The organism is Panacagrimonas sp., from assembly GCF_965216805.1.
GTDB lineage: Bacteria > Pseudomonadota > Gammaproteobacteria > Nevskiales > Nevskiaceae > Panacagrimonas.
In genome coordinates this window covers 655,118-674,973 of sequence record NZ_CBDCGN010000002.1, presented here as the reverse complement: position 1 = coordinate 674,973, position 19,856 = coordinate 655,118, and the positions used below count along the sequence as shown (strand labels likewise).

Annotated in this window: 16 protein-coding genes; 9 read left to right on the top strand and 7 right to left on the bottom strand. The window is 66.6% G+C overall.

Annotation, left to right across the window (positions count from 1 at the left end; translation table 11 throughout):
• Positions 1-51: 51 nt before the first annotated feature.
• Positions 52-1,344: a tyrosine-type recombinase/integrase gene (locus ACOOHP_RS03245; RefSeq protein WP_420465025.1), complete on the bottom strand. Its 1,293-nt coding sequence runs from the start codon at positions 1,342-1,344 to the stop codon at positions 52-54.
• Between the two features lie 447 nt (positions 1,345-1,791).
• Between ACOOHP_RS03245 and ACOOHP_RS03240 the strand changes: the two genes are divergently transcribed.
• Complete coding sequence (locus ACOOHP_RS03240) at positions 1,792-2,163, top strand: hypothetical protein (protein WP_420465024.1); 372 nt, start codon at positions 1,792-1,794, stop codon at positions 2,161-2,163.
• Positions 2,164-2,171: 8 nt separating this feature from the next.
• On the opposite strand, the gene ACOOHP_RS03235 is transcribed toward ACOOHP_RS03240, so the two are convergent.
• From ACOOHP_RS03235 to ACOOHP_RS03225, 3 genes are all read right to left on the bottom strand, one after another.
• Positions 2,172-4,475: a DNA internalization-related competence protein ComEC/Rec2 gene (locus tag ACOOHP_RS03235; RefSeq protein WP_420465023.1), complete on the bottom strand. Its 2,304-nt coding sequence runs from the start codon at positions 4,473-4,475 to the stop codon at positions 2,172-2,174.
• Positions 4,476-4,594: 119 nt separating this feature from the next.
• The gene (gene lolD, locus ACOOHP_RS03230; RefSeq protein WP_420465022.1) at positions 4,595-5,356 is read right to left on the bottom strand and encodes a lipoprotein-releasing ABC transporter ATP-binding protein LolD; all 762 of its coding nucleotides are present in this window, start codon (positions 5,354-5,356) and stop codon (positions 4,595-4,597) included.
• Positions 5,349-6,596 carry a lipoprotein-releasing ABC transporter permease subunit gene (locus tag ACOOHP_RS03225; protein ID WP_420465021.1) on the bottom strand — a complete coding sequence of 416 codons (1,248 nt, stop codon included), beginning with the start codon at positions 6,594-6,596 and terminating at the stop codon, positions 5,349-5,351. The genes lolD and ACOOHP_RS03225 overlap by 8 nt, the downstream gene beginning before the upstream one ends.
• A gap of 153 nt (positions 6,597-6,749) precedes the next feature.
• Between ACOOHP_RS03225 and ACOOHP_RS03220 the strand changes: the two genes are divergently transcribed.
• From ACOOHP_RS03220 to ACOOHP_RS03190, 7 genes are all read left to right on the top strand, one after another.
• Positions 6,750-7,910 carry a hypothetical protein gene (locus tag ACOOHP_RS03220; RefSeq protein ID WP_420465020.1) on the top strand — a complete coding sequence of 387 codons (1,161 nt, stop codon included), beginning with the start codon at positions 6,750-6,752 and terminating at the stop codon, positions 7,908-7,910.
• Between the two features lie 85 nt (positions 7,911-7,995).
• Positions 7,996-9,105 carry a pyruvate dehydrogenase (acetyl-transferring) E1 component subunit alpha gene (gene pdhA / locus ACOOHP_RS03215; protein ID WP_420465019.1) on the top strand — a complete coding sequence of 370 codons (1,110 nt, stop codon included), beginning with the start codon at positions 7,996-7,998 and terminating at the stop codon, positions 9,103-9,105.
• 4 nt (positions 9,106-9,109) lie between these two features.
• Entirely contained in the window at positions 9,110-10,099 is a 990-nt protein-coding gene (locus tag ACOOHP_RS03210; RefSeq protein WP_420465018.1) for an alpha-ketoacid dehydrogenase subunit beta, read from the top strand.
• A 171-nt stretch (positions 10,100-10,270) separates the two neighbouring features.
• Positions 10,271-10,435 (top strand): DUF1328 domain-containing protein, encoded by a 165-nt coding sequence (locus ACOOHP_RS03205; RefSeq protein ID WP_420465017.1) that lies wholly within the window; start codon positions 10,271-10,273, stop codon positions 10,433-10,435.
• Between the two features lie 110 nt (positions 10,436-10,545).
• Complete coding sequence (locus tag ACOOHP_RS03200) at positions 10,546-11,697, top strand: dihydrolipoamide acetyltransferase family protein (RefSeq protein ID WP_420465016.1); 1,152 nt, start codon at positions 10,546-10,548, stop codon at positions 11,695-11,697.
• 61 nt (positions 11,698-11,758) lie between these two features.
• Complete coding sequence (locus ACOOHP_RS03195) at positions 11,759-12,136, top strand: hypothetical protein (RefSeq protein ID WP_420465015.1); 378 nt, start codon at positions 11,759-11,761, stop codon at positions 12,134-12,136.
• A 72-nt stretch (positions 12,137-12,208) separates the two neighbouring features.
• A complete protein-coding gene (locus tag ACOOHP_RS03190) occupies positions 12,209-13,225 on the top strand; it encodes an agmatine deiminase family protein (protein ID WP_420465014.1) in 1,017 nt (338 codons plus the stop codon).
• Positions 13,226-13,329: 104 nt separating this feature from the next.
• Here ACOOHP_RS03190 and ACOOHP_RS03185 read toward each other — a convergent pair whose 3' ends face one another.
• The 3 genes from ACOOHP_RS03185 to ACOOHP_RS03175 form a co-directional block, all read right to left on the bottom strand.
• Complete coding sequence (locus ACOOHP_RS03185) at positions 13,330-14,469, bottom strand: OmpA family protein (protein ID WP_420465013.1); 1,140 nt, start codon at positions 14,467-14,469, stop codon at positions 13,330-13,332.
• Positions 14,470-14,601: 132 nt separating this feature from the next.
• A complete protein-coding gene (locus tag ACOOHP_RS03180) occupies positions 14,602-16,191 on the bottom strand; it encodes a peptide chain release factor 3 (protein WP_420465012.1) in 1,590 nt (529 codons plus the stop codon).
• Positions 16,192-16,229: 38 nt separating this feature from the next.
• Positions 16,230-17,018, bottom strand: coding sequence for a DODA-type extradiol aromatic ring-opening family dioxygenase (locus tag ACOOHP_RS03175; RefSeq protein ID WP_420465011.1), 789 nt, complete (start codon positions 17,016-17,018; stop codon positions 16,230-16,232).
• 60 nt (positions 17,019-17,078) lie between these two features.
• Between ACOOHP_RS03175 and ACOOHP_RS03170 the strand changes: the two genes are divergently transcribed.
• The gene (locus tag ACOOHP_RS03170) at positions 17,079-19,817 is read left to right on the top strand and encodes an ATP-binding protein (RefSeq protein WP_420465010.1); all 2,739 of its coding nucleotides are present in this window, start codon (positions 17,079-17,081) and stop codon (positions 19,815-19,817) included.
• Positions 19,818-19,856: the final 39 nt, after the last annotated feature.

Below are 19,856 nucleotides of genomic sequence, written 5' to 3'. Positions count from 1 at the left end.
GTATTGCCCCCAAAGCTGCCGGCGAAAGGTCCGCGCGCCGGCTTTCGCGGTCTATCGCAGATTGCTGACCTTGGCAGTCTTGGCCTCGATACCGAGCGCGCGCATGTTGGCGATCCCGCTGGCTAGTTCGCTCGGCAGGAACTGTGCGTAATGCTTCCGGGTGATGCGGGAATCTGAGTGCCCTAGGGCTTTCGCGACCAGCTCGATATTCAGTGTCGCCAGTAGCAACAGCTTCCCGTACGTGGCGCGTGTAGCTTTGAAACTTACGTCAGCCAGGGCCGCCGTTTTTGCCGCAAGCATCACGGGGCGCCGGGCGTCAGATTTTCCCCACGGGCGCCCGTCCGAGCGCTGCAAAATAAGTTCGCGCGGGTCCCGCCCCGCGGTCATTCGGTCAAAGTACGCGCGGCCTTCGTCGGTCAGCGGCTGGCGCAGCACTTTGCCCGTCTTGCTCTGCGCAATTCGGACCGTTCCAGATTCGTCCGAGTAGTCAGCAACCCGCATGCTGACAAGCTCGCCGTACCTTGCACCGGTCATCAGCCCGGCCTTCAGCAGCTCGCGTATGTCCGGTGCGGCCGCGTTCAACAGCCGCGTAATTTCGCCCGGCTCTAGCATCCTCGGGGCTTGTTCGGCGCCTTCATCGATCTTGAACGGCTTCACCCGGCGCCAAAAATCGGGCGCGGTTTCGGGGGTGAGGCCAGACACCCGCGCGTGTTCCAGCGCTGCTTTGCAGATGGTCAGGATTCGATTGGCGGACGCTTGTCGCGACGCTCTTTGCGTGGGGTCTGCGCCGTCATATTGAGTGACGCGCCCGCGCTTAGTGGGCGGACTGGCCACGATGCCGGCGTGCCATTTTCGAAGCGCTGCCGCGTTCAGACGGGCCGCGGGGACTTGGCCGACGGACCCCGCCCCGTTACGCGCCCAAAGACCGCGCGTCATGTCGGCCGATGCCTTGCTCATGACGCGGCCTGTTCGTCCACCGGGGTGCAGCATCCGGTGTTGCAGGTACTGGTCGACTATTTCGTTAAGCGTCAGTCCGTCGCCGTAGTGCCCCCGGGTGGCCGGCTCCGCACCCTGCGCGATCTTGTGCGCGACCGCGACCGCCTGCTTGTGGCTCAGCACCACGTCGCCGTCCGCAGCAAGCTTGTCGTCGGGGTGACCGACCTTGCGGGACTTGTAGCCGGTCCCCACTCGCTGCCGCACAACCCAGGCACTGCCGCGCTTGCCTTTGGCCAGGCCTAGGAATGTGCCTTCTATGATCTGGTGCCAGTAGGGCTCTTTCTGAGTCGACAGATTCGACCGCGCTTCAGCAGTCGCGAGGCGAGAATTTCGGGGGGCGCGTGGCATCTGCAGGCTTCCGTTTTCCGGAACTTCCGGAGTTTTCCGGAATAAACCGGGCTGGACAGCCTCGGTCGTCTCCGTACAAAAAGCCTATCACACCTTTTCGCATCAACAGTTTAGCAACGTCCGAAGATGTCCAGAGGACCCCTAAAATTATCCCTTTCACGGAGGCGACCGGGGTTCGAATCCCCGTGGGAACGCCAATCCTTTGCAACGTGAAGCCCGCCCCTCCGGCGGGCGTTACGTTTGCCACCTTCGGCAAAACCTCCCACTTCGTTCCTCTCGCGTCGGTGATGACGACCGGCTGCGAAGTGGGCGTCCGATCGGCGACCGGGTGGTCCACCTGCCGGTGCCGACGTGACCGACATCACCATCGCCGTCTACTCCTCCCGCAGAAGCGCAGCCGCCGGACTCTATACTTGACCGTCACTGCCGCCACCTCGCAGGCTTGCCATGAACCGACGCCGCAAGTTCACCCTGGAAGTCCAAGGAAGCGGGCAACTGCTGAGCATGTTCTGCACCGAAGCCAAGGCTTACTTCCCCAACGCGACGGTGTTCGATCGTTCTCACAACACCAACGATGCGCGTCGGCGAGAGGCTGGGCTGGGCCAGTCACCGGCGAGCGCGCGCCTGCGCGAGAACCTTGCCCGCCCCACGCCCAGCGACGTGACGGTGAACTTCTCGGGCCTGGGCACCACCGAAGAGGTCGTGGTCAAAACCGTTCAAGGCAAGGAACGCCTGCGCCATGACTTGATGGGTAGCAGCATGCGCGACGCCGAGCGGTTCGTGGACAACGTATTGCGCACGATTCGGGCTGCGGGCTGATCGCACATTTATGGCTGCGCCGGCGCGCTCCAGAAGCGCGGCGCTTGCAGGCGCCAGGACCGCAGACGCAAGCCTTGCGGCTCGCGCCAGACGCTCACCGCGCCGTCGACCCCGGTCACACGCAGATCCGCATTCAGGGCCCGATAGCGCGAATGCACCTGCGGATGAGGGTGACCGTAATGGCTGCGCCAGGCGGCACCGAAGATCGCCACCGCCGGGGCTACGGCGTTTACGAATGCCGGCGTCGATGAAGTGCGGCTACCGTGATGAGGCACTACCAATATATCGGCCTTGAGGCGATCACCGTGATCGCGCAGCAGCCGCGCCTCCGCGGCGCGCTCGATGTCTCCCGCCAGCAGGACCGTCATGCCCGGCGCCATGATGCGCAGCACGCAGGAGCGGTTATTGCTGGACCACTGCTGCTCGTTCGGGTGCAGCACTTCGAACGCGACGCCGTCCCATTCCCAGGCCTGGCCATCGGAGCAGGCATTGTCCGGCACAGTGCCGCGTTCGGCGCCGATGGGCAGTTTGGCGCGCACTGCCGCGACGCCACCGGCATGATCGCGGTCGCCGTGTGAAAGCAACAGCTGATCGATGCGCCCCAGGCCCTGCCTGAGCACGTACGGCACAACCACCGACGCGCCGGCGTCGAAGCCACCCGGAAAAGCCGGGCCGGCGTCGTACAGCAGGGCGTGATTCGACGTGCGCACCAACACCGACAGTCCCTGCCCCACGTCCAGCGCGACCAGTTCGAAAGGCGGTCGGACGTCGACGCGGGGCGGCCACAACAGGGGAACCAGACAGAGCGCGCCCAAGGCCCGCAGCGGCACCCCGCGCGGCGCGAAGATCAGCAGCCCGCCGAACAAGGCCAACAGCAGCGCGCTCGCCGGCGGACTGGCCGGAATCCACGCTGCCGGCGCGTGCTGCGCGATCCAGGCCAGACCAAGCTGCAGCCAATGCAGCAGCTCGGCGATCCAGCCCAGCAATGGCACGCCAAGGTCCGGGATCGCCAAGGCGACGCCGATGGCCGCGATCACCAGTGGGGTGAGCACGGTCATCACCGGGACCGCCACCAGATTCACCGGCAGGCCTAGCCAGGCCGCGCCCTGGAAAAAATACAGGGTCAGCGGCGCCAGCAGCACACTCAACATCAGCTGCAGCGACAGCGCGGAGCGCCACACCGGCGCCGTTGCCAGACGTCCGGTCACGCAGTAGAAGATCGCGGCGACGGCACCAAACGACAACCACAGTCCTGGACTCAGCACCGCGGCCGGCGCCGCCAACAGCATGAGCATCAGGGCCAGCGCCAGCACGCGCGAAGGCGCGCCGCGACGATCCGGCATCGCGGCCAGCAGCAACAGCGCCAGCATCAACGCCGCACGTTGCGCCGGCGACTCCCAACCCGCTAGCAAGCCATACGCCAACCCGGCCAGCGCCGCGCCAATCATGGCCGCCTTCTGCGCCGGCAGCCGTGCGCTCAGCCGTCGCGACAACGGCCAGGTCCAGCGCAGCACGAGAAAAGCCAGGCCGGCGAGAATCGCCACGTTGAAGCCGGAGATGGCGACCAGATGACTGGTGCCGGTGCGGCGGAAGACTTCCCAATCGCGGTCGGAAAAACCCGCGTCCTCACCCACGCTCAGCGCCGCCACCATGGCCTTGCCGGGATGATCGGCGAGCCACAAATCGTAGCGGTCCATCAAGGCCTGACGCGCTCGCAGGATCGGCAACCAACGCAACTGTTCGCAGCGACGTCCGGACCGCACGGTGGCAACCGCGGTGACGCCGTTGCGGTACAGCCAGCCCTCGTAGTCGAAAGTACCGGGATTGAACGAACCGCGCGGCGTGCGCAAACGCAGCTGCAAGGTCCAGCATTCGCCGCCGCGCACGGCTTGCGCGCCCCGGTACCAGGACGCACGAATTTTCTGCGGCAGGCTTTCGTCAAGCGGCCGGAACTCGAAACGCTGCGCCGATGGTTCGCCCGCGATGCCGCCGGGAACACGCTCCGGCAGGCTGACGATATGCCCCGGCACGGTCATCTGGCTGCCGTGCATGGGCGCTGGCCAGCGTTGTTCCAGGTAGCGCTGACCGGTCCACGTCGCGCACAGCACCCCGAGCGTCGCCGCACCCCAGATCGACCGCCCGCGCCAGGGCAGCAGTGCCGGCAGCGCCAGCAACAGCAGCGCACTCGGCGGCGGCAACGCGGGCATCGCGTGAACCCCGAGCACCCCCGTTGCCAGTGCAGCAGCGAGCACGCGCAAATCCTGGCCTGCGCGGTGCAGCCCGGTCTGCCGTGCCGGGATCTCGTTTTCCATCACGCCCGCTCCGCCGATCCCACCGCCGTTGCTATGCGTCGCAACCCGACCGGTCGAATGCAAGATCGCCCTGCACCCGGCAAGCGCGCCACAACGGCTCGCCTGCGCAGGCAAACGACTCAGCCCGCTGCAGCCCCCTCGACCAGATGCCCTTCCTGCAAGCTCATCACGCGCTCCATGCGCGCCGCCAGATTCAGGTCGTGTGTGACCACGACCAGGCTGGTCCCGAGTTCACGGTTGAGCTCCAGCATCAACTCGAACACCCGCGCAGCAGTGTGGCCGTCGAGATTACCGGTGGGTTCGTCGGCCAGCACGCAGGCCGGGCGCGTGACCAGTGCCCGCGCGACCGCCGCACGCTGACGTTCGCCGCCGGAGAGCTCGCCCGGCTTGTGCCGCAGGCGTGCACCCAGCCCGACGCGATCGAGCAGCGCGCGCGAACGCTCGTAGGCCTCTGCCCGCGCAACCCGGCGGATCAGCAGCGGCATGGCCACGTTCTCCAACGCGGTGAACTCCGGCAGCAGGTGATGGAACTGGTAGATGAAGCCCAGCGCGCGGTTGCGCAGATCGCCGCGCGCGGCGTCCGACAGCTTCGACATCTGCGCACCCTGCACCCAGATCTCGCCGCTGGTGGGCGAGTCCAGCCCGCCTAGCAGGTGCAGTAAGGTGGATTTGCCGGAGCCCGAGGCGCCGACGATGGCGATCCGCTCGCCCTTGCACACCTCCAGGCTGACGCCTTGAAACACGGTGAGATTCAGGCGGCCATCGTCGAAGGTTTTCGACAGCCCGGAGGCGCGGACGACCGTGGGGCGGGCCGTGCCCGTCACCTCGGTTTCTGCACCGCTACCGACGGCCAGCGGCCGCTCCATGTTGGCCTCACTCATAGCGAAGCGCTTCCGCGGGTTGCAGCCGCGACGCGCGCCATGCGGGATACAACGTGGACAGGAGTCCCAGCGCCAACGACAGGGCGGCGATGCGGACCACATCGGCCGCCTTCAACTCCGACGGCAGATCGGTGATGTAGTAGACGTCCGGCGACAAGAACTGCTGCCCGGTCGCAGCTTCGATCAGCGGCACCAGGGTTTCCACGTTCAGCGCCAGGGCCACACCGCCGATCACGCCAAGCAGCGTACCGATGATGCCGATGATGGAGCCTTGCACCATGAAGATCGCCATGATCGACCTCGGTCGCGCACCCAGGGTGCGCAGAATGGCGATGTCCGCCTGCTTGTCCTGCACCACCATCACCAGGGTCGACACGATGTTGAATGCCGCCACCGCCACGATCAGCGACAGGATGATGAACATCACGATCTTCTCGGTCGCCACTGCGCGGAAGAAATTGGCATGGCTGCGCGTCCAGTCGTTGACGTAGTAGACGCCGTCGAGCGTCTCGGCCAGTTCGCGCGCCACCAACGGTGCGCGAAACATGTCGTCGAGCTTGAGACGCACGCCGGTCACGCCGTCGCCCATGCGGTACAGCGCCTGGGCATCGGCCAGGTGAATCAGTACCAGCCCGCGATCGAATTCGTACATGCCCACGCGGAACACGCCGGACACCGTGAATCTGCGGAAACGCGGCAACACGCCGGCGGGCGTGATGCTGGCTACAGGGATCATCAGATCGATCTTGTCGCCCGGCGCCACACCCAGGGTCTGCGCCAACTCCCAACCGAGCACGATGTTGTAGGTACCGGGCCGCAGCGATTCCAGCGAACCGCTCTTGATGTGATCGCCGATGTCCGACACCGCAATCTCCTGCTCCGGCAGGATGCCGCGCAGCAGGGTCCCGGAAAGGTCCTGGCCGATGCGCAGCATGCCTTCGCCCTCGATGTAGGGCGCCACCGCCTCGATCTCCGGGTTGATGCGTGCCTGGTCGGCCACGTGGCGCCAGTCCGCAAGCTGCCCGCGGTAGGCCGAGATGGTGGCGTGACTGGCCATCCCCAGGATGCGTTCGCGAAGTTCTTGTTCGAACCCGTTCATCACCGACAGCACCGTGATCAGCGCCGTCACGCCGATGGCAATGCCGACCATCGAGGCCCCGGAGATGAAGGAAATGAAGTGATTGCGCCGCTTGGCCCGGGTGTAGCGCAGGCCGGCAAACAACTCGTAGGGATTCCGCATCGCGGCATTCTACCTGCTGCCAGCGACCTTCCCGGCGGGCCCTTCACCGGCACGAAATTTGTTCCGCACGAAGGACGCCATCGTCGGGCACTTTTTCGGCGCAGCGCAGGTCCGATCCTGCGTTCGCCAACATTCACCTGCAGAAAGGGAGTGATGAACCAAAGCGCAGGCGCGATCGCAGGTGCACTGTTATCGAGCCTGGTCTGCGCAGGCTGCGCGACCCTGCGCACGCCAACCTCTTCCAATCCGGCGGCCTGGAGCGGACTGGGACAAGCTCTGCGGCTGGAGATGGACAGCGCGCTATGGCGGGAGGACGGCGGCATCTCGCTGGTGCACGGGGCACTGCGTTTCGATGGTCCGCAGCAACTGTTCGGCTACCACGCGCGCTACGCACTGAACCGCAGCACCGCATTCACGCCGATCGAGCCGGGCGCCGAAGCCCCGCCCGGCGTGGCCCTGGGCCAGGAAACCATCGGTCACGGGCTGGGCGCGCGCCTGCCGCTGTTTTTTTCGGCCACCCCACTGCAGATCGACCTGGAGGACCGCTACCTGGGTCAGGTCACCCCTCAAGGCACCGTGCCCAGCGAAAGCCGCGTCGCCAAACTGTCGTGGGCGCCGTCCAAACTCGCGTTCGGCCTCAACTGGCAGCAGAGCGGCACCGTGCTGACCCATACTTTGGTGTGCAATCTCGACGGGGTGATGCGCCTGCCGCTAACCGAGCAAGGGGCGCGCAAGCCGCAGACCCTGGAAGTCTCCGCACGCGAATGCGCCGTCGTCGCGCCGGATCGTGGTTTCGCCGAGTTGCCGGTAAACGCCTGGAGCGCGGCCTGGAACCGACAGGGGCGCGCCAACCTGAGCGCCCTGCAAGTGACGATGCTGGAACCCGAAGCCGACGACCCCTTGGCAGTCGCGGCCGCATTGCCCCTGGCCTACGAACTGAACCTGTCCCACGCGCGGCCCGTCGGTGCCTACCAGGCCACTGCCATCCTGCGGCTGCGCCGCCTTGGCGACGCCGGCGCGATAACCCCGCACACGCAATGGTCGGCCGAAACCCGGGTGACCCGGCAGTTGCGTCAGATGAGTCTGTCGGCATCCGTCGCACATGCACCGGACCCGTTGTGGTTCCTGGTCGCAGATGGCTTCGACACGCACCGCAACCAGATCGGCCTGGGCCTGGGTTTCAAACGCTGGATCGAAAACACCCTGGCCACGTCGCGGGCCGACATGGGCCTGAACCTGAGCTGGACCGAGCCCCTGCTGCAGTCGCAATCGCCGGAAAGCTCGCTGCACTGGAATTTTTCCTTGAAGTGGTAGGGCGGATCGCCAACCGCCAGCTGAAGGCCGCCGCTGGGAAACACCGGTGCTATCTTCGGCCCACGCGAAGCGCAAGGTGAATTCGATGAACCGCCCCTCTCCCTTGGCCGACCAGATCGTCGCGACGTTCGAGGTCCGGCTCACGCGCTACCTCGATGCCGAAGGACGTGCACTCGCACCGCTGCCGGCGTTTGCTCAGGACGCCGATCAACTGCGGCGGATGTACACCGTGATGGTGGAAACGCGCGCCATCGACCGCAAGGCAGTGAGCCTGCAGCGCACCGGTCAGCTCGGCACCTACGCCTCCGGTCTGGGCCAGGAGGCGGTAGGCACCGCCATCGGTCTGGCCTTGCGCGACGAAGACGTGCTGATTCCGTCCTACCGCGATTACGCGGCGCAGTTCCTGCGCGGCGTGCCGCCGGAATCCACGTTCCTGTACTGGGCTGGCGACGAGCGCTCCATGGACTTTCCGGCGGATACGCCCGCGCATCGCGATTTCCCGTTCTGCGTGCCGATCTCTACCCAGATTCCGCAGGCGGTGGGTGTCGCCTATGCGATGAAGCTGCAAAAGCGCCCGGGCGCGGTGCTCGCAAGCTGCGGCGACGGCGCCACTTCGCGCGGGGATTTCTACGAGGCTCTCAACGCCGCACAGGTGTGGAAGCTGCCCTTGGTCTTCGTGGCAGTGAACAACCAGTGGGCGATCTCGGTGCCGCGATCGCGCCAGACCCACGCTGAAACTCTGGCCCAGAAAGCCATCGCCGCCGGCATGCCAGGCGAGCAGGTCGACGGCAACGACGTGGTTGCTGCGCGACAGGTTCTGCACACGGCGCTGGACGCCGCGCGGCTGGGACAGGGCCCCAGACTGGTCGAGGCCCAGACCTATCGCCTGCACGATCACACCACCGCCGACGACGCACGGCGCTACCGTTCCGAAGAAGAGCTGAGCGCCGCGTGGAAGCGCTGCCCCATCCTGCGCCTGCGTACCTACCTGACGACGCAAGGTCTGTGGACCGCCAGCGACGAAGAACAACTCGATGCACAGGCCGCGGCCAAAGCCGACGCGGTGGCGCAGGCCTATCTGGCGATGACCCCGGAACCGCCGCAGGCGATGTTCGATTCGCTCTACGCCGAACTGCCCGCGACGTTGCACGCGCAGCGCGACGAACTGCTGTCGCGCGCGTCGAACGAGCACTGAAGCGATGCCCGAGCTCAACCTGATCGAAGCGGTCAATCTGGCGCTGAAATCGGAGATGGCCCGCGACTCCAATGTGGTGGTGCTGGGCGAGGACATCGGCCGCAACGGCGGCGTTTTTCGCGCCACCGTCGGATTGCTCGATGCCTTTGGCGAGGATCGTGTGATCGACACGCCGCTGGCGGAGAACCTCATCGCGGCGATGAGCGTGGGCCTGTCCACCCAAGGCTTGCGGCCGGTGGCGGAAATTCAGTTCAGCGGCTTCATGTATCCGTGCATCGACCAGATCGCCAACCACGCCAGCCGAATGCGCAATCGCACGCGCGGACGGCTGTCCTGTCCGCTGGTCATCCGCGCACCCAACGGTGGCGGCATTCATGCGCCGGAGCATCACTCCGAGTCGATGGAGACTTTCTTCGCGCACGTCCCGGGCCTGCGCGTGCTGTGCCCGTCCAATCCGGCGCGCGCGTACGGCCTGCTCCTGGCCGCCATCCGCGATCCCGATCCGGTGGTGTTCCTGGAGCCCACTCGCTGCTATCGGCTGTTCAAACAGAGCGTGGAGGACGATGGCGAGGCGCTGCCTCTCGACACCGCTTTCGTCGAACGCGAAGGCACGCACGTCACCCTGGTGAGCTGGGGCGCGATGATGCATGACGCCCGCCTGGCGGCCGACCAGCTGGCCTTGCAAGGTGTTCACTGCGAGCTCATCGACGTCGCCAGCCTCAAGCCTCTGGACATGGACAGCATTCTTAACAGCGTGGCCAAAACCGGACGCTGCGTGATCGTGCAGGAGGCGCCGCGCGCCTACGGTCCGGCCAGTGAGATCGCCGCCAATCTGGCCGAACACGGCCTGTTGAGCCTGTTCGCACCCGTATTGCGCGTCTCCGGTTACGACACCGTGATGCCGTTGTCGAGGCTGGAAAGTGCCTACATTCCAGATCGTTCCCGCATCGTCGCGGCGGTCGGCAAGGTGCTGGAGATGGCGCCGCTAAGCTGAGCGGTCGCGCGCACCGCCTCGGCACCAAGACCGACAACGTTCCGCCCCCATTCAGGCGCGTCAGGGACCCTGCCAGCTCGAAACCTGTGCAGCGATCGCCGTATGCGACCGCCGCGCGTCGGCACCGTCGAGGTGCGTCAGGGCGCTTTCGCCCGCTCAAGGAGTCCGCTCATGCTGCATTACTCGCTGATCTTTCTGGTCGTGGCCATCATTGCCGGCGTACTCGGCTTCGGCGGCATCGCGGGCGACGCCGCCTGGATCGCCAAGGCGCTGTTCGTGGCGTTTCTGGTGGTGTGGGTGATCTCGTTCATCATGGGACGCAAACCGCGGGTCTGATCCGTCTTGAAGCCGGGCCGCGGTCGGAGCAGGCTCGGCGTCGAAGGTTCGCGACGCGAACAAAGGGCTTGCTCCCTGCGATTCGCATCCGGCCGCGTGGAGCCGTTCCGATGAAAGTGTTCAAGCTTCCCGATCTGGGCGAAGGTCTGCAGGACGCAGAGATTCGCGATTGGCTGGTGGCCGAGGGCGATGCGGTCAAGGCCGACCAGCCCCTGGTATCGGTGGAGACCGCCAAGGCGGTGGTGGAGGTGCCCAGCCCGCAGGCCGGCACCATTGCCAAGCTGCACGGCGCGGTGGGTGACACCGTCGAGGTCGGTCAACCGCTGGTGACCTTTGCCGGCACGGCGACCGATCCGCCACCCGCCGATACCGATCGAACCGTTGCCGCGGCGGAGGCGATCCGCGACACCGGGGTGGTGGTCGGCGCCATGACCCAGGGCAGCGAAGTGCTCACCGACAACGCGACGGCAGTGGGCGGCGCCGCCGGCCTCAAGGTGGCGCCGGCGGTGCGGGCACTGGCGCATCGGCTCAATGTGGATCTGACCATCATCACGCCGACCGGGCCCGACGGCGTGGTGACCGCCACCGACGTGCAGCGCGTACACAAGATTCTCACCGAGGTCGGTCCGCTGGAAAAGCTGCGCGGTCCGCGCCGGGCCATGGCCCGCACCATGAGTCAGGCCCGCGACGAAGTCATGCCGACCACCTTGATGGACGATGCGGTGTTGAGCGGGTGGAAATCGCCGCAGCAGGATGTCAGCTTTCGCCTGATCCGCGCCATTGTCACCGCCGTCAAGGTTGAACCTGCGCTCAACGCCTGGTTCGACCACGCCGAAGTCGGGCGCAGGGTGCTGGACAAGGTGCACCTGGGCGTGGCGGTCGACACGCCGGAAGGTCTGTTTGTCTGTGTGATGCAGGACGTCGGCAACCGCGATGAGCAGTCGCTGCGGCTGGGCCTGGACAAGATGAAGGACGACGCGCGCAACCGCAGCGTGCCCCTGGAAGAACTGCGCGGCTACACTTTCACCCTGTCCAATTTCGGTCGCTACGGCGGCCGCTACGCCACGCCGGTGATCGTGCCCCCGACCGTGGCCATCCTGGCGGCGGGCGCCATTCGCGACGCCGTGGTGCCGGTCAAAGGCAGGGCTGAGGTGAGCAAGGTGCTGCCGGTGTCGTTGAGCTTCGACCACCGCGCGGTCACCGGCGGCGAAGCTGCCCGCTTTATGGCCGCCCTGATCGCCGACCTGCAGGCCGCGGCATGAGCCCAGCGGCCGATCCATCCCCGATGCTATTCTGCGTTCGGCTTTCGAGAGGTCGTTTCCCATGCGCATTCCACTGCCTCTGCTCGCAACCTGTCTGAGTCTGGCCGCCATCGCGGCGCAGGCCCAGGTCGAAGAAATGGTCGAACCCGAAGAAGTGGTCGAGCCCGAGGTGATTGTCATCACCGGACAGGCCCAGCCGGTAGTGCCGCTGCCCAACAAGGGCATGGACAAGACCGCCGTCAGTCGCCAGTTCGGCCCGCCGGGGGTCAAGCATCCCGCGGTCGGCGGCGGCTCGGCCCAACAGCCTCCCATCACGCGATGGGACTACGACGGCTATTCGGTGTTCTTCGAATACAGCCACGTCGTCGACGTGGTCCAGCGCGACAACCCCGCCCCGGTCCAGGTACGTGATGGCTTGCAGGGCGAGCCCACGCCCTGAACGGCTGTCCCTTTCGTTCTCCGGCCCCGGCAATGTCAAACACTGCCGGGGCTTTTTTTCGACAACACCCCCATGACCAACTTCCTACCGCCCGAGTGGGCACCCCAATCCTCGGTGATGCTGACCTGGCCGCGCGCCGACGGCGACTTCGCCCGTCACTTCGATGCGGTGGAACGGAATTTCATCGACATCGCCTGCGCCATCAGCCGCTGGGTGCCCTTGCACATCAACTACGGGCTGGACCCGGCGGCATTGCGTGCGCGGCTGCAGCAGGCCGGGGCATCGACTGGGCGCGTGCGCATTTTTCAGGTGCCGTCCAACGACGTTTGGGCGCGCGATCACGGCCCCATCACCGTCATGCGCAACGGCGCAGCGTTGCATCTGGACTTCCGGTTTAACGGTTGGGGCGGCAAGTTCGACGCGCAACTGGACGATGCCCTGACGCAAACCCTGGCAGCGCAGAGGGCCTGGGATGCGCCGGTGGAGGCGCAGGACTTCGTGCTCGAGGGTGGGGCGATCGAAGTTGACGGCCACGGCACCCTGCTCACCACCGAGCGCTGCCTGCTGGCGCCGACGCGCAACCCGCATCTGGACAAGGCCGGTATCGAGGCCTATCTCAAACCACGCTTCGGTTGCGAGCGCGTGTTGTGGCTCAAACATGGCGACCTGATCGGCGACGACACCGACGGCCATATCGATACGATCGCGCGCTACTGCGACGCCCGCACCATCGCCTACCAGGTCTGCGAAGACCGCAGCGACGCCCACTTCGAGGACCTCGCCGCGATGCAGGACGAGTTGCGTGCCTTCCGGCAGCTCGGCGGCGAGCCCTATCGACTGGTGCCGCTGCCGATGCCGCAAGCGGTTCATGACGACGACGGGCGGCGTCTGCCGGCCGGCTACGCCAATTTCCTCATCACCAACGGTGCCGTGCTGGTGCCCGTCTATGGCCTGCCGCAGGACCCGGTGGCGCTGGCGGCACTACGCCCATGCTTTCCGGGCCGCGAGGTGGTTGCGGTGGACTGCCGCTGGCTGATCCGTCAGTACGGCAGCCTGCACTGCGTGACGATGCAAATTCCGCGCGCCTGAGCCGCCCCCCGCAGACGGCAATCGGTCTCGACCGCCGCTGAAAAAGAAAAGGCCCGGGCGCTTGCGTACCCGGGCCGATGAGACCGACTTCTAGGCGACGGCGATCACCGCGCGCGCGGCTGACTCAACACGCGGAACTCGACACGGCGGTTCTGCGCCTGACCTTCCACGGTCTCGTTGCTGGCCACCGGCTGGCTCTCGCCGTAACCGCGCGAGATCAACTGCGTGGGATGCACGCCCTGCGAGATCAGGTAGGACTTGACCGAGGCCGCACGACGATCCGACAGGCGCTGGTTGTATCCGTCGCTACCCAGCGCGTCGGTGTGACCGGCGATCTCGACCTTGAGATCCTTCTGACTCATCAAACCCTGCGCCACGCCTGACAACACGGTGCGGGCATCGACGGTCAGCGTGTCCTTGTCGAACTCGAAATTGACGTTCTGCAGCACGATGGTCTGCGCCTCGCGCACGCAGCCGTCGGCATCGACCTTGAGCCCGCGTGTGGTGTTGGGACATTTGTCCAGATAGTCCGGCACGCCGTCGCCGTCGCCGTCCAGCGGGCAGCCGCGCACGTCGACCTGTACGCCCACCGGCGTGTTCGGGCACTGATCGGCGCTGTCGATGACGCCATCCCCGTCGGAGTCCGCGGGCGGCGCAACCACGACCGGCGGTGGCGGTGGCGGAGGCGGTGCCGGCGGTTCGGGCCGCTGGAAGGTGTATTGCAGGCCGAGCCCGGCAACCGCGTCATCCAGATGACCTTCGTCGATGTCCGCCTTGCTGTCGGGGAACAGCGCGACGTAGCGACCCTCGGCGCGGATACCCCAGCCACGGCCCAGATCGAACAACAGACCCAAGCCCGCGTTGGCGTAACCATTGTCCAGACGTTCGATATTTCCGGCTTCCGCCCGCAGATAACCGCCGCCCAACACCATGAACGGTGTCACATTGCCTTTGGCGAATGGAATCATCAGGTCGGCGCCAGCGCCATACTGCTCCAGGTCTGGCCCGCCGGCTTCGGGGTCGGCGGCATAGCCGACGATGCCCAGTTCCAGATTGAGGTTGGAACCCAGCGGCAACCCGACCAGCGCGCGGGCGCCGTAACCGTCGTCCAACTCGAGCACCGAATCCGGGAAATAGCCCAAGCCCATGGCGCTGAGATATTTCGGCTCGTCCAGGGCATGTGCCGAGGTGGCCATCAGGGCCAGGGCCGAGGCGGCAAATGTGGTTTTTCTGAGGTATGTCACGCGAACCCTCCCGAGTCCTCTGTGGTGGCAAGCCGGTCCGACATCCGGCCTCGAGGCCGAACACCGATATATGACTTGGGCTGTCTTTTTGACCGTCAGCGATGAATTTGGCCTGAACTGCAGCCAGGGCGTTCACCCTGGGGCACCATGTTCCTTGGTGTCCAGAAATACTACTTCGGGATGGCGCTCGCGTGTCATCGACAGGTTCACCGAGCTCGAGGCCAGGTACACCAGATCACCGTAATGATCGCGCGCGACGCGGGTTTCGTTCTTGTCCAGAAAGCCGCGCAAGGCTTTGTCATCGCGACATTCGATCCAGCGCGCGCAGTGGATGGACACCGGTTCGAACGCGGATTCGACGTTGTACTCGTCGCGTAGTCGGAACTGCACCACGTCGAACTGCAGCGTACCGACCGCGCCCAGAATGATGTCGTTGTTGGTCAACGGCCGATACACCTGGGTGGCGCCTTCTTCGCACAATTGGTCGAGCCCCTTGTTGAGCTGCTTGGCCTTGAGCGGATCGCGCAGGATGACGCGGCGAAACAGTTCGGGCGCGAAGTTGGGAATGCCCAGAAAGCGCAGCGATTCGCCTTCGGTCAGCGCATCGCCGATGGCGATATTGCCGTGGTTGTGCAGGCCGATGATGTCACCCGGCCAAGCCTGCTCCACGTTCTCGCGGTCCGACGCCATGAAGGTCAGCGCGCTGGAGATGCGTACCGGTCCGCCCAGACGCACGCTATGCAAGGCCATGCCGCGGCGATAACTGCCCGAGCACACGCGCAGGAAGGCCACTCGGTCGCGATGCTTTGGGTCCATGTTGGCCTGGATCTTGAACACGAAGCCCGAAAATTTTTCCTCGTCCGGTTTGACCTCACGCTGCTCGGCCACGCGCGGCAACGGACCGGGCGACCATTCCACAAAGCCGTTCAACAGCTCGCGCACGCCGAAATTGCTGATCGCGGAGCCGAAGAACACCGGGGTGAGCTTGGCCGCCCGGTATTGCTCCAGGTCGAACTCGGTGCCGGCCATCTGCAACAGTTCGATCTCGTCGCGCAGGGTCTGGTAGGGCTGGCCAAAGCGTTCTGCCAGACCTGGCGTCAGCAAGCCGTCGACCGTCTCGATTTCGCTGACGCGGTGCTTGTCGCCGGAGTACAGATAAAAGCGATCCTCCAGCAGGTGATACACGCCCTTGAAATCGCGGCCCATGCCCAGCGGCCAGGTGATCGGCGCGCAGTGCAGGCCCAACACCTTCTCGATCTCGTCCAGCAGCTCCAGCGGCGGGCGGCCCTCGCGATCCAGCTTGTTGACGAAGCTGACGATGGGCGTGTCGCGCAGGCGACAGACCTCCATCAGCTTGATCGTGCGGGTCTCCACGCCCTTGGCGGCGTCGATCACCATCAGCGCCGAATCCACCGCGGTGAGGGTGCGATAGGTGTCCTCCGAGAAGTCCTCGTGACCGGGCGTGTCCAGCAGATTGACGATGCGGTCGCGGTAAGGAAACTGCATCACCGAGGTGGTGATGGAAATGCCGCGCTGCTGTTCCAGCGCCATCCAGTCGGAGGTGGCGTGGCGATCGGCCTTGCGTCCCTTGACGGTGCCGGCGAGCTGGATCGCACCGCCGAACAAAAGCAGTTTCTCGGTCAGCGTGGTCTTGCCCGCGTCGGGGTGGGAGATGATGGCAAAGGTGCGCCGCAGCGCCGCCTGCCGGGCGACATGAGACATGGGTGGCGTCGGCCTGAACGGGGCGCGGATTGTAGCCGCTACCGCAGGTCGGGCTGCCGGTCGAAGGCGTACGAGGCCAGGCTCAGGCTGCCAAAGCCGAAACCCTGGTAGAGCAGACGCCCGGCGCCACCCGCACCCAGCGCCACGAACAGCGGCAGCAGGTGCTCGTCGGTGGGGTGAGCCTGCGCGGCGTGCGGCGCGCGCTGGCGATAATCGCACAGGGCATCGAAATCGGCGGTCGCGACGTGATGCGCGATCCAGGCGTCGAAAGCCTGCGCCCATTGAACCGGCGCGGCGAATTCGTCCGATCGATCCAGGTCGCCAAGATTGTGCGTAATGCTGCCGCTGCCCACGATCAGACAACCGGCGTCGGCCAGCGGCCGCAGCGCACGGCCCAGCGCCAGATGTGCGCGCGCGTCGCGGCGCGTGGTGGCAACGGGAATCACCGGCACGGACGCGTCCGGCCAGATCAGCCGCAACGGCACCCAGACGCCGTGATCGATACGCGGGTCGGGCGAGCCCGTGCCCGGCAGCCCGGCCTCCGCGATCAGACGTTGCGCCTGTGCCGCCAGCTCCGGTGCGCCCGGCGGGCTGTATTGCAGCTCGTACAGCGCGGGCTGAAAGCCCGAAAAGTCGTGCCAGGCCTCGAATCGCGGCGAGCAACCGACATCGAATCCTCGGCCCATGCGGTGCGGCGACACCACGATGACGGCGCGCGGGCGCTCCAGTTGTGTGCCCAGGCCGCGCAGGAACCCGGCAGCGGGATGCGCGCTGAGTGCGAGGCTGGGTGCACCATGACCCAGGAACAGACTGACCGGAGCGTTCATGGGCATCAATGTAGCGCGAGGCGCCCCGGCGCAGGCAAGGCCATCGGCTACATTCCCGGCATGAATCCGCAGGTCAACCCGAAGCCCGAGAACACCATCGTCGATCCGGCCGACGCGGCGGTCTGCCTGCTGGTCTCTGAGCTCGACGCCGGGCCGGGCCGATCGCTGCGATTGGATCGCCCGGACACCCGGATTGCCCAGCGCCATCGCGAACTGATGCGGGCGGCGGCAAGCCGTCATGGCGGTCACGCCATGGCTTGCGAGGGGCCCCGTGAGCTGGCGACGTTCACGCAGGCGGCCGCGGCGATCGGCGCGGCGCTGGACCTGCAGTTCGCCATGGACGCGGAACGCTGGCCAGAGCCGGCTGGATACGCCGCCAGCATCGGCATCCACCTGGGCATGGTGCAGCGTCTGGGCGACCGATACATAGCGCCAGCGGTACGGCAGGCGATCCGCATTGCGCGCACCGCCCATGGCGGCCAGGTTCTGCTGTCCTCGGAGGCCATGGCCGAAGCCGGCACACCGCCGATGCGCGGCTGCAGCTTTCGCGATCTCGGCGCTTTGAGCCTGCGCGAATTCGCCACATCGATACACCTGTACCAGCTGTGCTACCCGGGTCTGCGCTCGCATTTTCCGCCGCCGCGAGCCGCCCCCGCCGCGCGCTATCGGCTGACCCCACCGCCGACGTCATTCGTCGGCCGCGGCAGCGAGCTCGCCAGCCTGACGATGGCGCTGCAACAACATCGGCGCGTCAATCTGGTCGGCGCCGCCGGGGTCGGCAAGACCCGCCTGACCCTGGAAGCCGGTGAAGCCCTGCTGCGGGAGTACGCCGACGGCGTCTGGTACGTCGATCTTGCGCACGCCATCGACGCCGAGTCGGTAACCGAGAGCTGCGCCACGGTGCTGGGTCTTGCGGACACTCTGCCGGGTGCCTCCGACGACACCCTGCCTTCGCAACTGGAGTCGTGGCACGCCGTGGTGATCCTGGACCATGGCGATGCACTACCCGCAGCGACGTCACGGCTGGCTGCGCGGCTGGCAACCGCGCCGGAGCTACGGGTGCTGACGGTTACGCGGACGCCCTTGCACGGCGCCGGAGAACGGCGGCTATCGCTGGACGCCCTAGCCTGCCACGGGCACAGCGGCGAAGTGTCGCCGGCCGCGCAGCTGCTGATCGAGCGCCTCCAACGGCACGGCAGTGTCGCCCAGCAGATCCGCGGCTACGACGTCAACCGGTTGGCGAGTCAGCTAGCCGGCTTGCCACTGGCGCTGGAGTGGGTTGCCGGCCAGGGCGCTCGCAGTTCTTTGGCCGAACTGAGTCAAGCGCTTTGCGGCAGGACTGACGCCGCCGACCCGGCGGCCCGCATCGACGGCGCCCAACGTCGCGACCTGTCCGCGGTATTCCAGTGGACCTTCGCGCGGCTGTCGCCTGAAGAGCAGCGACTGCTGCAGGGCCTGGCGGTCTTTGCCCGGGACTGGGATGGCACCGGCGCCCTTGCGGTAGCCGCCGATCCGGACGCCACACCGGATCGGGTCGCGCGGGATCTGTCGAGCCTTATCGAGCTGGGCCTGGTCGTGCGCACCCAGCTCCATGGCGTCGAGCGCGACAGCCTCGCACCGGCTCTGCGCGAACGCCTGCTCGCCAGTCTACGCCCGGCACAGCGTGAAGCTCTGTACGAGCGGCTGGTGCGATGGGCTGTGGAATGCGCACAGGCGCCCGCGCCGACTCCCGAGCAATGCGCGAATCGCCGAACTGGCTGGCGTCTGGAGTACGACAATCTGCGTGCTGCGGCCGAATTCGCCTGCCGCGCCGGCCACCCGCTGGTCGCGCCGCTGGCGGCTGCGATGATGACCGTATCGACCACACTCAACGCGCGCCGCGAGGCACTCCGCTGGGGCGAACGCGCCGAACCGATGACCGCTGCCGATCCGCATCTGCGCGCCCGCGTGCTGATCGAACTCGGCCACCTGCTGCGCGACGCGCAACCGCAACGTGCCGAGGACGGGTTGCGTGAAGGGTTGGCGCTGGCGGCGCGCTGCGCAGATGCGCCGTTGCAACTGGACGCACTGCAGCAGCTGACCGTCGCGGCGCGTAAACGCAACGAATCCTCGATGGTGGAGGCTTTGTTGATGCAGCGCATCGGGCTGCTCGAAGTGCATCACGATCCGCTCGCGCGCTTTCGCGCCCAGGTCGAACTGGGAACCCTGATGCTGGAACAGAACCGCCAGGAGCAGGGGATCGACCATCTGCGTGAGCAACTGCAGGAAGCCGGAGCTCAGGGCTGGCAACGCGATGCCGCGCTGTTGGCCGAACCCCTGGCCCTGGCCCTGATCGGGCTGGGCAGTTACCGCGAGGCCCTGCCACTGGCGGAACGCGGTGCCGCCGAGTTGCGCCGCTTGGGCAGCCTCGAAGAAGTGGCCCGGCTGCTGTGCGCCGCCGCGCTGGCGCTGCTGTGCCAGGGCGAGGCCACACAGGCACGCCGTTACTTTGTCGAGGTGGGCCGCCTCGCCCTGGAGGCCGGCGCGGATGCGGCGGCACCGCGTGCGCTGGAAGGGCTGGCGGCGCTGGATGCCGCGGCCGGCCGCATCGAGCCTGCTGCCCACTATGTGTACGCCGCTGACAGCCTGCGCCACGCCGCGGGTCATGTACGCAGCGGTGTCGATCTGACCTTGCGTACCGACATCGGCCGCCGGCTGCGCGCGGAGCTGGATGCGCAGACTCTGGGCCGGCTGCAGGCCGAGTCGATGCTGCAGGCGCGCCACATCCTGGCGCAGGCGATCGGTGCCAGTCCGACCTGACGGCGGTCGGCATCGGCACCGTCAGGCGGGATATCGCTG

Coding starts and splice junctions, on each gene's coding strand:
- ACOOHP_RS03245 (WP_420465025.1), bottom strand. CDS start 1,344: ATGCCACGCGCCCCCCGAAATTCTCGCCTCGCGACTGCTGAAGCGCGG.
- ACOOHP_RS03240 (WP_420465024.1), top strand. CDS start 1,792: ATGAACCGACGCCGCAAGTTCACCCTGGAAGTCCAAGGAAGCGGGCAA.
- ACOOHP_RS03235 (WP_420465023.1), bottom strand. CDS start 4,475: ATGGAAAACGAGATCCCGGCACGGCAGACCGGGCTGCACCGCGCAGGC.
- lolD (WP_420465022.1), bottom strand. CDS start 5,356: ATGAGTGAGGCCAACATGGAGCGGCCGCTGGCCGTCGGTAGCGGTGCA.
- ACOOHP_RS03225 (WP_420465021.1), bottom strand. CDS start 6,596: ATGCGGAATCCCTACGAGTTGTTTGCCGGCCTGCGCTACACCCGGGCC.
- ACOOHP_RS03220 (WP_420465020.1), top strand. CDS start 6,750: ATGAACCAAAGCGCAGGCGCGATCGCAGGTGCACTGTTATCGAGCCTG.
- pdhA (WP_420465019.1), top strand. CDS start 7,996: ATGAACCGCCCCTCTCCCTTGGCCGACCAGATCGTCGCGACGTTCGAG.
- ACOOHP_RS03210 (WP_420465018.1), top strand. CDS start 9,110: ATGCCCGAGCTCAACCTGATCGAAGCGGTCAATCTGGCGCTGAAATCG.
- ACOOHP_RS03205 (WP_420465017.1), top strand. CDS start 10,271: ATGCTGCATTACTCGCTGATCTTTCTGGTCGTGGCCATCATTGCCGGC.
- ACOOHP_RS03200 (WP_420465016.1), top strand. CDS start 10,546: ATGAAAGTGTTCAAGCTTCCCGATCTGGGCGAAGGTCTGCAGGACGCA.
- ACOOHP_RS03195 (WP_420465015.1), top strand. CDS start 11,759: ATGCGCATTCCACTGCCTCTGCTCGCAACCTGTCTGAGTCTGGCCGCC.
- ACOOHP_RS03190 (WP_420465014.1), top strand. CDS start 12,209: ATGACCAACTTCCTACCGCCCGAGTGGGCACCCCAATCCTCGGTGATG.
- ACOOHP_RS03180 (WP_420465012.1), bottom strand. CDS start 16,191: ATGTCTCATGTCGCCCGGCAGGCGGCGCTGCGGCGCACCTTTGCCATC.
- ACOOHP_RS03175 (WP_420465011.1), bottom strand. CDS start 17,018: ATGAACGCTCCGGTCAGTCTGTTCCTGGGTCATGGTGCACCCAGCCTC.
- ACOOHP_RS03170 (WP_420465010.1), top strand. CDS start 17,079: ATGAATCCGCAGGTCAACCCGAAGCCCGAGAACACCATCGTCGATCCG.